12 protein-coding genes are annotated in these 13338 nt (G+C 73.4%); 6 read left to right on the top strand and 6 right to left on the bottom strand.

Translation table 11 applies throughout. The annotated features are described in order from the left end of the window. Nucleotides 1–16: 16 nt before the first annotated feature. Both POF43_RS16790 and POF43_RS16785 read right to left on the bottom strand, forming a co-directional pair. Nucleotides 17–1393, bottom strand: a complete 1377-nt coding sequence (locus POF43_RS16790) for an MFS transporter (protein WP_271322588.1) — start codon at nucleotides 1391–1393, stop codon at nucleotides 17–19. 456 nt (nucleotides 1394–1849) lie between these two features. Beyond that, nucleotides 1850–2701: a D-alanyl-D-alanine carboxypeptidase family protein gene (locus POF43_RS16785; RefSeq protein WP_372516051.1), complete on the bottom strand. Its 852-nt coding sequence runs from the start codon at nucleotides 2699–2701 to the stop codon at nucleotides 1850–1852. A gap of 302 nt (nucleotides 2702–3003) precedes the next feature. Between POF43_RS16785 and POF43_RS16780 the strand changes: the two genes are divergently transcribed. Beyond that, nucleotides 3004–3435: a protein-tyrosine phosphatase family protein gene (locus POF43_RS16780; RefSeq protein WP_271313194.1), complete on the top strand. Its 432-nt coding sequence runs from the start codon at nucleotides 3004–3006 to the stop codon at nucleotides 3433–3435. Nucleotides 3436–3484: 49 nt separating this feature from the next. Here POF43_RS16780 and POF43_RS16775 read toward each other — a convergent pair whose 3' ends face one another. Together POF43_RS16775 and POF43_RS16770 are read right to left on the bottom strand one after the other, a co-directional pair. After that, entirely contained in the window at nucleotides 3485–4138 is a 654-nt protein-coding gene (locus POF43_RS16775; protein ID WP_372516045.1) for a nucleoside/nucleotide kinase family protein, read from the bottom strand. Continuing rightward, complete coding sequence (locus POF43_RS16770) at nucleotides 4135–5142, bottom strand: LacI family DNA-binding transcriptional regulator (protein WP_271322587.1); 1008 nt, start codon at nucleotides 5140–5142, stop codon at nucleotides 4135–4137. Before POF43_RS16770 ends, POF43_RS16775 begins: the two co-directional genes overlap by 4 nt. A 187-nt stretch (nucleotides 5143–5329) precedes the next feature. Here POF43_RS16770 and POF43_RS16765 point away from each other — a divergent pair, with 187 nt between their 5' ends. From POF43_RS16765 to POF43_RS16755, 3 genes are read left to right on the top strand one after another with little or no spacing between them, the layout of a single operon-like run. Then, complete coding sequence (locus POF43_RS16765; protein WP_271322586.1) at nucleotides 5330–6439, top strand: substrate-binding domain-containing protein; 1110 nt, start codon at nucleotides 5330–5332, stop codon at nucleotides 6437–6439. Nucleotides 6440–6442: 3 nt separating this feature from the next. Continuing rightward, nucleotides 6443–7507 (top strand): ABC transporter permease, encoded by a 1065-nt coding sequence (locus POF43_RS16760; RefSeq protein ID WP_271322585.1) that lies wholly within the window; start codon nucleotides 6443–6445, stop codon nucleotides 7505–7507. Then, entirely contained in the window at nucleotides 7504–8310 is an 807-nt protein-coding gene (locus POF43_RS16755; RefSeq protein ID WP_282698549.1) for an ATP-binding cassette domain-containing protein, read from the top strand. The genes POF43_RS16760 and POF43_RS16755 overlap by 4 nt, the downstream gene beginning before the upstream one ends. 167 nt (nucleotides 8311–8477) lie before the next feature. On the opposite strand, the gene POF43_RS16750 is transcribed toward POF43_RS16755, so the two are convergent. Beyond that, a complete protein-coding gene (locus POF43_RS16750; RefSeq protein ID WP_271317402.1) occupies nucleotides 8478–9386 on the bottom strand; it encodes an ETEC_3214 domain-containing protein in 909 nt (302 codons plus the stop codon). 249 nt (nucleotides 9387–9635) lie between these two features. Between POF43_RS16750 and POF43_RS16745 the strand changes: the two genes are divergently transcribed. Both POF43_RS16745 and POF43_RS16740 read left to right on the top strand, forming a co-directional pair. Next, nucleotides 9636–11027, top strand: coding sequence for an APC family permease (locus tag POF43_RS16745; RefSeq protein WP_271317401.1), 1392 nt, complete (start codon nucleotides 9636–9638; stop codon nucleotides 11025–11027). A gap of 324 nt (nucleotides 11028–11351) precedes the next feature. After that, complete coding sequence (locus POF43_RS16740) at nucleotides 11352–12428, top strand: hypothetical protein (protein ID WP_282704617.1); 1077 nt, start codon at nucleotides 11352–11354, stop codon at nucleotides 12426–12428. Between the two features lie 307 nt (nucleotides 12429–12735). On the opposite strand, the gene POF43_RS16735 is transcribed toward POF43_RS16740, so the two are convergent. Then, entirely contained in the window at nucleotides 12736–12981 is a 246-nt protein-coding gene (locus tag POF43_RS16735) for a DUF6011 domain-containing protein (RefSeq protein WP_271318890.1), read from the bottom strand. Nucleotides 12982–13338 lie beyond the last annotated feature (357 nt).

Genomic DNA, 13338 nt, shown 5'->3' with positions numbered 1-13338 from the left:
GCGTCCCGTGCGGCGGTCAGGCCGCCACGCGGTCCAGCGAGCGGGGCCCGGAGGCGGAGCGGTGCGCGGTCTCGGTGAGCCGGCGGCCGGCGGTCTCCGGTGCCCAGCTGACCGCGGTGAGGCCGCCGATCAGCGAGACGGCGGCCATGAACCCCATCGACCACGACAGGCCGAGGTGGTGCAGCGACACCGGCAGCAGGAAGGTGCCGAGCGCGGCGCCGATCCGGCTGGCCGCCGACGCCAGCCCGACCCCGGAGGTGCGCACCGAGGTGGGGAAGACCTCGTCGGGGTAGATGCCGGGCAGGATGCTCATGATCCCGTAGGAGTACAGGTAGCCGAAGAAGCACACCGTGCTCAGCCAGACCGGCAGCAGGTGGCCCAGGCTCACCAGGCCCAGCGCCGCCGCGCAGCCGAACATCGGCCCCACCAGGATCTTGCGGCGGCCCACCCGGTCCACCAGGTACCAGCCGGTGCCGGCGCCGAGCAGCGCGATGACCGTGCCCAGCAGCGCCCCGGCCAGCGCGCTGCCGCCCAGGCCGATCGCCTTGAGCACCGTCGGCTGGAAGAAGGTGAGCGCGAAGTACGGCAGCACGATGCAGATCCAGAACGTGCAGGCGAACACCGTGCGGCGGATGTAGTCGGCGCAGAACAGCACCCGGTAGCGGGTGGACTGCTGCGTCTCCTCGGCGAAGTCCTCGGCGTCCGCGGAACTGCCCAGCTCACGGGTGATGACCTCCTGGGCCTCCGCCCGCCGCCCCTTGGAGATCAGCCAGCGCGGCGACTCCGGCAGACCGTGCCGGGCGATCAGGCAGACCACCGCCGGTACCACGCTGGCGGCCAGCGTGACGTGCCAGGCGCCCGGCCAGTTGGTGTTGACGAGGTAGCCGACCAGGTAGGCGACCACGTAGCCGACGTTCCACAGGATCTCCAGAATCCCCAGGTAGTGGCCGCGTCGGGCGCTCGGCGCGAACTCGGTCAGCAGCGGCGAGCCGATCGAGTAGTCGGCCCCCACCGCCAGGCCCATCACCAGGCCGAGCACGAAGACCTGCCAGGCGGCGCCGACGAAGAACATCAGCACCGAGCACAGCAGGAAGACCATCAGGTCGGCGGTGAACATCGGTTTGCGGCCGACCCGGTCGGTCAGCGGGCCCAGCAGCAGCCCGCCGAAGAAGGTGCCGACCAGCGTGGAGGAGGAGATCAGCTGGCTCCACGTCGACGTCACCCCGATGTCCCGCGACATCGCGCTGCCGGCCAGCGCGGCGGCCACTGAGGCGAAGATGAAGCCGTCGATGAACATCCCGCCGCCGGTGGCCAGGGTCAGCCGCCGCAGGAATCTGCCGGCCCGCTCGCTGTCGTCCGCCCGCGTCGTGGCGGCACTCGCGGTTGAGGTCATCGGGGTGCCTTCCTGGTGGTTCCCGCCGGGCGGGCCGTTCGCCGGGCGGCGGGCAGGTCCCGTTCCGGCGGCGGCCGCACACGGCCCGTGCGGTGCCCCGGGCCCCCGGGACGCTCCGCGTCGTGCGGCTTCCCAGTCAACGGCGCTCCATGCGCGATCGCCCGCACGACCCGCCGTCCGCGCAGCTCAGGCCGGTACGGTGGCGCAACGGCGCGGGTTTCGCACGGCCGGGTTGCATCGCCGTGGCCCGGCGAAGCGGGCGGACCGGCCCACCGACGCGGACCGCCGGGCGCCAGGCGCCGCCGACGCCCCCGGCACCGGGGCCCCCGGGAACGACCGGAATCCTCCGTCGCCGTCGGCTGCCGGCACCGCGGGCAGCCGACGGACGTGCCCCGGACGGGGAACGGTCGTCCTCGTCCGGGGCACGGGCGGATCACCGCGCGGCGTGCGCCGCGGCTACTTCTTGAAGGCGTAGTCCATGAGCTTCTTCGCGTCCGACGTGCGGGCGCTCACCGAGGTGGACGCGAGGACCGTGCCGATGACCGTTTTGCCGCCACGGGTGGCCGCGAAGACCAGGCAGTAACCCGCCTGCGGGCCCGAGCCGGTCTTCACTCCGATGGTGCCGGAGTACGTACCGAGCAGGGTGTTGGTGTTGGTCCACGACATGTAGCGGTAGCCGCCGCTCTTCGTCGTGACCTTCTGCTTGGTGGACCTGGTCCCGACGACGGCACGGAACGTCGCGTTCTTCATCGCGCTGCTCGCCAGCTTCGTCAGGTCGCGCGGTGTCGAGTAGTTGCTGCCGTTCCCTATTCCGTCGAAGGAGTCGAAGTGGGTGTTCTTCAGCCCCAGGCTCTTGGCGGAGCTGTTCATCTGGCCGATGAACGACTTCACCCGGGCGGCCCGCGTCGACCCGCTGCCGTACGTGTCCGCCAGCGCGTAGGCCGCGTCGCAGCCGGACGGCAGCAGCAGACCGTAGAGCAGCTGGCGGACGGTGACCTTGTCGCCGACGATCAGGTGCGCGGACGACGCGCCCTTGGCGACGATGTAGTCGCTGTACGCCTTCTGGACGGTGACCTTGGAGTCGAGGTTGAGCTTCTTCTCGCCGAGGACCACCCGCGCCGTCATGATCTTGGTGGTGGAACCGGTCGAGCGGCGGGTGTCCGCGGCCTTGGTGTACAGGGTCGTCCCCGTACCGTTGTTCATCACGTAGCCGCCCTTGGCCACGATCGTGGGCGCCTTGGGCGCTGCGGCCTGCGCCGGAACGGCCAGCGCCGTGCTGGTGAGGACGGCTCCGGCGGTGACGACCACCGCGGAGACGCGTCGCGTGCGTGTGGTGCGATTCTTCAAGTGAGTTCCCCAAATGCCCTCAGCGGGCAGCGAGACGACAGTGCCGTGGTGCAAGACTCACCCATACCCCGAACGGATGCACGCTGTCGCGCCCGGACTCCGCAAACCGGCCAGGGAGTTGACCCGGTGGAGCGAACTGCGCTGTTCGACGACCATGAGGTGGCCCGGATTGCGTTCGTGTGTGTGACGGCGTGGCCCGGATGCGTCCGTGTGCCCGGCAACCGCGTTCGCAACGATCACCGGACACCGTCTGGGCCCGGCGCATGACGCGGACGTGGGAGCCGGGTGCCGACGGTGTGCTGGTGTTGCCGTCGGGGCGGCTGGTGCGGGGGCGGGGGCTCGGCCGTCCGCTGCCCGCCGGACCGGTGCCGGACGTCGGCGTCCACCTGCTGGGCGAGCGTCCGGCCGACCTGCCGTGGGAGTCGGTCTGGCTGCCGTGGCCGGACTTCCGGCTGCCCCGCGACCGGACGCAGGCCCGCACGGTGCTGACCGCCGCCTGGGAACGCGCCGCCGGTGAGCGCGTCGAAGTGGCCTGCCGGGGCGGCCGGGGCCGCACCGGCACCGCGCTGGCCTGCCTCGCCGTCCTGGACGGAGTCCCGGCCGCCGACGCCGTCGCCTGGGTCCGCGAGCACTACAGCCCGCACGCGGTCGAAACCCCCTGGCAGCGCCGCTACGTCCGCCGCTTCACGGCCTGACGGTACCGTCCGCGTTCCGGTGCGCGCCGGCGGTTTTGCTGACGCTCCGTCAACTCCCCTCGCCCGCCACGATCTTGTCCGCCCGGCCGGCTGTCGCGGCGACGGTGTCCGCGTTCGGTCCGTCGTTGGCGGCGACCCACGCCTCGGCGGCGGAGGGGGTGCGGCCGTGGTGGACGTGCCGCTGGAACAGGCGTTCCCGGCGCAGGGGTTCCGGCGGGCGCAGGTACCAGATCTCGTCGAAGAGGGCCGAAGTGCCGTGCCAGGGACCGTCGTCGAGCAGGAGGTAGTTGCCCTCGACGACGACGAGCGGGACGCCGCGCGGCACGCCGAGGGCGCCGGCGACGGGTTCCTCCAGCTCGCGCAGGAACTCCGGCGCGTAGACGACCTCCTCGGTGCCGGCGCGCAGCCGGCGCAGCAGGGACTGGAAGCCGCCGGCGTCGAAGGTGGCGGGGGAGCCCTTGCGGTCGGCGAGGCCGAGGCGGTCGAGCACCCGGTTGGCCAGGTGGAAGCCGTCCATCGGCACCCGGGCGGCGACCGCGGGCCCGAGCGTGTCGCACAGCGCGGCGGCCAGCGTGCTCTTGCCGGCGCCCGGCGGCCCGGCCAGCCCCAGCAGCCGGCGTTCCCCCGGCACGACCAGCCGGCGCGCGTGCCCGGCGAGCACCGGCACGGACCACGGCAGCACCGGCTGCGGCCCGGCGCTCACGACGTGCTGCCCGGCACCGGGCAACCGCACGACTGGCGGTGCTGGAACGTCGGTGCCAGGGTGCGGTGTTCGGGTGGCCCGGCGTAGCCGCCGATCCGTTTGATCAGCGTCTTCGCCGCCAAGTTGCCCATTTCCGCGATGGGTTGGGCCACCGCGGTCAACGAGGGGTTCATCAGGTCCGCCCAGGCGATGTCGTCGAAGGAGACCACCGCCACGTCGGCCGGCACCTGCACCCCCAACTCCCGCAGCCCGCGCAGCACTCCGACCGTCATCGCGTTGTTCGCCGAGACGATCGCGGTGGGCGGGTCGGCCGATGCCATCAGGGCCTTGACCGCCTCGGTGGCCGGTGCGACGCGCGACGAACCGGACCGCACCAGCGCCCGGTCGAACGGCAGCCCGGCGCGTTCCAGGCCCTCGCGGTACCCGGTCAGCCGCTCGGCGGTGGTCGACAGGCCCGCGCGGCCGGAGACGAGGCCGACGCGGGTGTGGCCGATCCCCGTCAGGTGGGTCACCAGCCCGGCGGTGGCCTCGACGTTCTCCACGCACACCTCGTCGAACCGGTGGTCGGCGAACCGGTCCACCAGCACGGTCGGGGTGCCGCGCCGGGTCAGCAGGTCGAGCACCGGTTCGGCGTGCGCGGCGGCCGGGGCGAGGATGACGCCGTCGACCCGGCGGTCGAGCATGATGCCGACCTGCGTGGTCTCGTCGGCGGCGTTCTCGTGGTTGTCGGTCAGCAGCAGCGTGTAGCCGTTGCGGCGCGCGGTCTTCTCGATCGCGGAGACCAGCGGCGCGAAGAACGGGTTGGACAGGAACGACATCACCACGCCGATCAGCATGGTGTTGCGGGTGGCCAGCGCCCGGGCCACCCCGTTGGTGGTGTAGCCGGACTCCTCGACCGCGGCCAGCACCCGCCGCCGCAACTCGTCGCTGACCGGGCGGGTGTTGTTCAGCACGTGCGAGACGGTGGTGATCGACACCCCCGCCGCGGCAGCGACATCCGCCATTTTGACCACCGAAGGCGCCCCATCCCGTCCTGAAACGTACCCCTGGACGACGCCGCCCGGCGGGCCCGTCGCGCGTTCACACAACTTGTATAGCCAACGCAAGTGAGGGCTCGCAAGCGGTTGCCAAAGCGGTTGCGCGGCCCCTAGGGTCCTGGGCAACTCACAGGACGGACAAGGAGGCCCGGTCATGTACGGAGTCGGTGGGCGAGGAGGTTCGCGCCGGATCACGCTGACTCGCGCGGCGGGCGCCGTAGCGGTGGCGACCGCGCTGCTGGCGCTGAGCGCCTGTGGGGGCAGCGGGTCGGGGTCGTCGGCGGACGGCAAGGGCGCCAAGGTCGCGCTGATCCTGAAGGAGTTCACCAACCCCTACTGGATCTCGATGGAGAAGTCCGCGAAGGCCGAGGCCGCCAAGCGCGGCGTCAGCCTCCAGGTCTCGGCCGGCAAGAGCGACGACGACACCACCTCGCAGATCAACCAGATCGACGAGGCCATCGCGGCCGGCGACAAGGGCATCATCATCGCGCTCAACGGCGACGCGGTGAACAGCGCGCTCCAGCAGGCGAAGTCGGCCGGCCTGGTCGTGGTCGCCCTCGACACCCCGCCGATCCCCAGCAGCGTCGCCAACGTCACGTACGCGACCGACAACACCCAGGCCGGCACGCTCGACGGCAGGTGGATGGCGTCGAAGCTCGGCGGCGGCAAAGCCGACATCGCGATGCTCGACGACCTCGCCAACCAGGTCATCACCGTCGACATCGACCGCGACCACGGCTTCCTGAACGGCATGGGGATACCCGTCGGCAACAAGAACCTCAACGGCGCCGAACCCAAGTCCGGCCACTACACCGGCGGCAAGGGCGGCAGTTACAAGATCGCCTGCCAGCTGGCCACCAACGGGTCCGAGACCGGCGGCCAGTCCGCGATGGAGACCTGCCTGTCGAAGGACTCCTCGATCAACGTGGTCTACGCCATCAACGAACCGGCCGCCGAAGGCGCCGCCAAGGCGCTGAAGGCCGCCGGCCGCAAGGACGTCACCGTGGTCGCCATCGACGGCGGGTGCAGCAACCTGCCGTTCGTCTCCAGCGGCGAGATCGGCGCCAGCGCGGGCCAGGCGCCCGGCACCATGGCCAAGGACGGGGTGGACGCCATCGCCACGTTCGCCAGGAGCGGTACCAAGCCGACCAACCAGCAGGGCCAGGACTTCTACAACACCGGCACCAAGCTGTACACCGACAGCCCGCAGACCGGGGTGCCCAGCATCACCAGCGCCGCCGCCTCCAAGGTCTGCTGGGGCTGAGCGATGGCACCGCGAGACGATGTGAGGGCCCGGGCCGGCGGTCCGGCCGACCCGGTGCCCGGCGGTTCCGCCGCCGACCCCGGGCCGGCCGGCGCCGCGCGGTTCGGCAACCCGGTCCAGTCCCTGCTGCACTCCTACCCCTCGCTCGGCCCGTTCGCCGTGCTGGTCCTGGCGTGCGTGGTCTTCGACCTGTTCAACAGCCGCTTCCTGGGCATGGCGAACCTGTCGATCATGCTCCAACAGGTCGCGGTGGTCGGCCTGCTGGCCCTCGGTCAGACCGTCATCATCCTCACCGCCGGCATCGACCTGTCCGTCGGCGCCGCGATGATCCTGGCGCAGATGGTGATGGCCGGCCTCGCCGTCACCAACGGCTGCCCGGTGGTCCTCGCCCTCGCCGTCGGCCTGCTGGTCGCCCTGCTGACCGGCCTCGTCAACGGTTTCCTGGTCACCCGGTTCCACGTACCACCGTTCATCGGCACGCTGGGCACCCTCGGTGTCTTCACCGCGGTGGGCCTGAAGTACGCCAACGGCCAGACGCTGTCGCCCAAACCGGGCAGCTTCCTGCTGTGGACCGGCAAGATCGTCACCCTCGGCTCGTTCCACATCACCGTCGGCGTGCTCATGATGATCGCGCTCTACCTGATCGTCGGCTACGCGCTGGGCCGCACCGCCTGGGGCAAGCACGTCTACGCGGTCGGCGACGAACCGGAGGCCGCCCGGCTGACCGGCATCAACACCGCCCGGCTGCTGCTCAGCGTCTACCTGGTGGCCGGCCTGGTCTACGGCGTGGCCGCCTGGGTGCAGATCGGCCGGGTCGGCGACGCCAGCACCGACATCTCCTCCACCTTGAACCTGGACAGCATCACCGCCGTCGTCATCGGCGGCGTCAGCCTCTTCGGCGGCCGCGGCATGGTGCTCGGCACGCTGTTCGGCGCCCTGATCGTGCAGGTCTTCCAGAACGGCCTGGCCCTCGCCGGCGTACAGGACCTCTACCAGCAACTGGCGGAGGGGCTGCTGGTCATCGCCGCGGTCAGCCTCGACCGATGGATCCGAAAAGTGCGCTCATGAACACGACGACGAACCCACCCCGCCCCCCGGCCCCCGACGCCGCCGGCCGCACCCCGGTCCTGGCGGCGCGCGACCTGGTCAAGTCCTACGGACGCGTCGAGGCGCTGCGCGGCGCCGACTTCGAGCTGTTCCCCGGCGAAGTGCTCGCGGTCATCGGCGACAACGGCGCCGGCAAGTCCACCCTCATCAAGTGCCTGTCCGGCGCGGCCGTCCCGGACTCCGGAACGCTGCTGCTCGACGGCGCGCCCGCCGACTTCCGCACCCCGGCCCAGGCCAAGGCGGCCGGCATCGAGACCGTCTACCAGACGCTCGCGGTCACCCCCGCCCTCGACATCGCCAGCAACCTCTACCTGGGCCGGGAGATCCGCCGCAAGGGCCCGCTCGGCACGCTGCTGCGCATGCTGGACACCGCCGCGATGCGCAAGCAGGCCGAGGAGCACATCAAGCGCCTCGGCATCGCCACCCTCCAGGACATCACCCAGCCGGTCGAGACGCTCTCCGGCGGCCAGCGCCAGGCGGTCGCGGTCGCCCGCGCCGCCGCGTTCGGCAGCAAGGTCGTCATCCTCGACGAGCCGACCGCCGCCCTGGGCGTCCGCGAATCCGGCCAGGTCGCCGAGCTGATCAAACGACTGCGCGACCACGGCATGCCCATCGTGCTCATCAGCCACGACATGCCCGTGGTCTTCGAACTCGCCGACCGCATCCACGTCCAGCGCCTCGGCCGCCGCGCCGCGGTCATCTCCCCGGCCACCCACTCCATGGAGGACGCGGTCGCCATCATGACCGGCGCCCGCACGGCCTGACCCCGCACGGCCCGACCCCGCACCGCCCGACCCGCGGCCAACGGCACGCGCCGCACCGTCACACCGGACGGCGCACCGCACGCCGCACCGCCACGCCGTACGCCGGACCCCGCGCCCACCCGGGCTCGGGGTCCGCGCCGTGCCCGGCCCCGGCGACGACCGCGCGATCACCACTCGTTGCGTTTCTCCCGCCGGGCTATCTCCCGGTAGGCGGCGGCGTGTTCGTGCCGGCGGAACGCCCGCCGGCGCCGGCGGACCGTGCGGCGCGACGGCGGGGTGTCCAGGTGCCGGACCAGATAACGCGACGGTCCGATGCCCTCCGGAAGCACACTGCTGCGCACCAGGGGCGTCGAGCCCAGCACCAGCACCGAGTTGATGACCGCGGCCCGGCGGTATTCCGCCCAGCCCGGCTCGCCCCGGTCCCGCAGGTGCCGGACCAGTTGGCGGTGCACCGGGAAACCCGACGTGCTCACCCCGACCGCGTACGCCAGGTCGATACCGCTCTGGAAACGGAACTCGTGCAGCTCCGCGTAGGCGAAGTCGTCCGGCGGCGTGCCCGGCGCCCGGTCGCCGCCCAGCACCTCGCCGAACCCGTAGCCGTCCTGCGGCACCTCGAACGACCCGATCCGGGTGGACCCCAGCCGGATCGAGCGCGCCCGGGGGAAACCGGCCGGGCCGATGTCCAGCCGCGGCCGGAACCAGCGGCTGCGGGTCGTCACCGAGTACATCCACACCGAGTCGTCGGTCGACCAGGTCGTCAGGTAGCCCATCCTGCCCAGCGCCCAGGTGCGCCGGATCAGCGAGCCCGCCGCCTCGTAGGGACCGGTGAACACCTCGCTGCCGCCCTCGGCCACCAGCCGCACCGGCACCGTCTCCTGCCAGGCGTGCTCCCCGAACAGCCCGGTCACGTACTCCGGGCGCACGAACGGCGCCAGCCGCCGCAGGTTGACCGCCAGGTAACGGCCCCGCCCGACCCCCGCGCGCCAGCTGCTGCGGATCAGCACGAACAGGCCGGCCGACGCCAGGACCAGCGGAACGAACCTCATCGCCGAGACCAGACCGCTCAACCACTCCACCGGCCGATGATGGCCCACCGCGCGGCGCCCGCGTAAGGTCGCGCGCCGCACGTCCGGCGGCACCGCGGGCAGTCGGAGCACGCGCCGGGGCGCACCCCCGGCGTGCGGTGCGCGCCGACGCCCGCGGGCCACCCGGCGGGACGGCAGGTTTGCCGGACGGCTCCACGGCCGAGGAATACCGCCATGCGCCACCGCCCCCACCAGCGGCGTCCCGGCGCGTCCCGGCCGTAACGACCCCAAGGCGGCGCGATGACCGACAACAACCCCACCGACCGCACCGGCCCGCCCGCGCCCGGCGGGGGCCGCCTGCGTTCCGCCGCGCTCGGCCCGCTGAACATCCTGGCCATCGCGGTCGCCGCGATCTCCCCGACCACGTCGGTCTTCCTCGTCTACGGCTCCGGCCTGTCGTCGGCCGGCACCGGTGTGGTCGCGGCGTTCGCCATCGGCGGCGTCATCGCGCTGGGCATGGCGTTGTGCTACGCCGAGGTCGGCTCGGTCTTCCCGTCGGCCGGCGGCGCGTACACCGTCGTGCGCCGGGCGCTGGGGCCGGTGGCCGGCGGGGTGGCCGCCGCCCTGTTCCTGGTGCTCGGCCTGGTCTCCACCGCCTCCATCCTGGTGGCCGGCGCCACCTACCTGTCCTCGCTGGTGCCCGGCGGACTGCCGGTGAACTGGACGGCGCTCGCCATGATGGCGCTGGTCACCGCGCTGTCCATGGGCAAGGTCGCGCCGGCCAGCCGGGTCGCCGCGGTGATGCTCGCCCTGGAGGTCACGGTGATCCTGGTCTTCACCGGCGCCGCCTTCGCCCACTGGTCCGGGCAGACCCACCCCTTCACCCACCCGCAGGCCGCCGCCGCGCCCGGCGCGGCACCGCACGGCGTCGGCACGGGCATGACGCTGGCCGCCGTCGTCCCCGCGCTGTTCGCCTTCAACGGCTACGACTGGCCGCTGTACTTCGCCGAGGAGACCCGCGGCCCGCGCCGCACCGGCCCGCGCGCGGTCGTGGTCGCCGCCGCCCTCGCCGTCGTGCTGGAACTGCTCGCGGTCATCGCCGCCACCGGCGCCATCCACGGCCTGGGCGCCACCACCGCCGACGCCTCGCCGCTGTCGCTGATCGCCCGCCAGGTCATGGGCCCCACCGGTGCGAAGATCCTCATCGGCGGTGTGGTGATCGCCATGTTCGACACCGGCCTGGCCGCCAACCTCGGCTACGCCCGCGTCTACTACGCCGCCGCCCGCGACGGCATGCTCCCCGGCCCGGCCGCCCGCTTCTTCGGCCACGTCTCCGCGCGCTCCGGCGTCCCGGTCCTCGGCTTCGCCTTCCTCCTCGCGGGCAACGGCGTGCTGTGCCTGTTCTCCTCCCTCGACGACCTCATCACCTTCACCGGCGTCATGATCGTCGCCGTCTACCTGCTGGTCGCCGTCTCCGCCCTGGTCTGCCGGGTCCGCGACCGCGCCGCGCCCCGCCCGTTCCGCATGCCCCTGTGGCCGTTCCCGCCGCTCGTCGCCATCGCCGGCGCCGTGATCGCCCTCACCCAGCAGCACGCCCGCGATCTGCTCGTCGCCCTCGGCGTCGTGCTGGTGGCCCTGCTGGCCTACGGACTGCTGCGGCGCCGGCTGCCGGACCGGGGGAGCGCGGGGTGAGCGCCGGGCGGTCACGGGGTGGGCGCCGGACGCCGGACGGTGACGGGGTGAGCGCGATGCGGTCGCGGGGGGACGGCCGATGCCGGACGGTGACGGGGTGAGCGCCGGGTGCCGGCCCCGCGAGCGTGCCGGTCCGCCGCCGGTCATGCGTGTGCGTTCGGTGAACAACCCTCCCCGGAGCGCCCGCCGCCCGCGCCGCACTGCTTGGATACCTCTCGCCGCGGACCTGCGGCGGGCCGCCGCCGGTGCCCCGGGCGTCCGGCGCGCGCACGGACCCCGGCCCGCGCACGACGCACCGCACGCACGCAACGGAAGGACGCAGGGATGCCGGAGCCAACGACCCGACCACGCCGCGCGCGAGCCGTCCTGGCGGTCGTCGCCGGGATGGGTGTCCTGGCGGCCTGCTCCGGCGGCCACACCTCCACCGCGCCGAAATCCACCGCCGGCCAGGCCACGGTCATCGCGCGGCTGAGCGGCTCCACACCGGTCGGCAAGGCCGTCACCACCGCGCCGTTCACTCCCGGGCTGCTGTCGATGTCGTCCGGTTCGGACGGCTCACTGCTGATGGCGGTGCCCGGCTGGGTCGCCCGGCTCGGGCCGAAGGGCGACCTGACGCCGGCCGCCACCGGCTCCAAGGCCACCTCGCCCAGCGGCGTGGTCGGCCTGCCCGACGGCAGCTTCGTCACCGGCGCCGGCGACCAGCTCATGCGGATCATGCCCGGCCAGCAGCCCGCGCCGATCGCCGGTGCCCGGGGCGCCGCCCGCTCGCTGGCCACCGCGCCGCCCTCCGGGGGGACCGCGAGCGCCGTGCACTTCACCCGCTACCTGACCCCGGTCGGCCCGGTCGCCGACGGCTCGCTGATCCTCGCCGACGGCGACGCCGCCTGGCGGATGCGGGCCGGCAAGCTGACCCGGATCTACCGCGGCTCGCTGCTCGGCCACAGCTACGCCGTCACCCCCGACGGCACGCTCTACCTGGTGCCCGAGGGCAGCGAGGCGGCACTCCGCGACACGGTCGTCATCACCCCGTCCGGCACCGCAAAACGTCTCAAGCTGCCGGCCTCGGTGCCGGGCGTCTCCGGCGACCCCGGCACCCTCACCCCGCTGTCGGAGAGCAGCGACGGCAAGAACGGCCTGTACGTCCACGCCATCCGCCGCGGCGGCCTGGGCACGCTGAGCTCGGCCATCGGCGACTACGTCCTCCATCTGCACGGCGGCACGGCCGACTTGACGGTCTCCTCCGCAGCCCCCGGCCCCGCCAGGAACTGCACCCCCACCGGCTCCGCCCCCGCGCTGAAGTTCCCCTGCCCACTGCCGCAGGCGGTCACCAGCCAACCCGGCCTGCTGGTACTGGCCGGAGGAACGACCTACGCGGTCGGCGTCCACATGCCGAAGGCCTGACCGGCGGTTCCGGGGCGGGCGCGGTGGCGGCGGCGCGGAGTTGATTGCGGGGGAGGAGCCGGCGGTGGGGAGCTGATCGCGGGGGAGTAGCCGGCGGTGCCGGGCTGATGGCGGTGGGGCGCTGATCGCGGCGGCGCCGGCCGTGCTGGTGCCGGCCGTGGCGTTGGCGGCGGGCGCGGTGCGGATGCCGGTGCTCAACTCCGTGCGGCGGAGCGCCGGAGCGCCGTCGGCCGCCTCCGCCACGCGCGACGCGGCCGGCGCCGGCCGGACTTCGTGCGCCGGCCCGTGACGACGTCGTGCGGGGGCGTCAGATGCCGGGCAACGGGTCCTGTTCGACGGGCTGTTCCGGTGGCCGGGGCGCGGTGCGTTCGTGCAGCTTGGCGAGGCAGCCGTCGCCGACGCCGCGCAGCCGGGCGGCCCGGCCGGTGAGCGGCCGTCCGCAGAGCCGGCAGGTGACCAGCGCGCGCTGGCCGGGCGGCGGGCCGGGCAGGAGTGACGGGTCGTCGGGGAACGCGTCGTCGGGAGATGGATCGCCTGGAGAGTCCTGCCGCATGCCACCCACCCTAAGGCCGACCTCGGACGGACCGGTGCCGTCGAGATGCCGTGCGTACCGGCTGACGGCCCGGGGCCCACCCGTGACCGACGGCGACCGTTCCCTCACGCACCCCTCGGCCTCCGCAGCCCGCAACCGCGCATGGAGTCCGCTCCGACCCGTCGCGTGCCCGTCCCGACGGCGACCGGCCACCCGGTCGGCGGCACGCTCCGAGCAACTGGCGGACCGCCCCGGCCACTTGACGATCCCCCCGTCCGCGGCCCGCTTCCCCGCCCGCCCCCTCCGGCGCCCGCTGCCCCAGCCGCGCCCGCCGCCCCCCTCGCGCCGCCTTCGCTCCGGCCCGCTCGCCGCCCTGCG

The organism is Streptantibioticus silvisoli, assembly GCF_027947535.2.
GTDB classification, from domain to species: Bacteria; Actinomycetota; Actinomycetes; order Streptomycetales; family Streptomycetaceae; genus Streptantibioticus_C; species Streptantibioticus_C silvisoli.
This window is presented reverse-complemented; position numbering and strand designations above follow the sequence as displayed.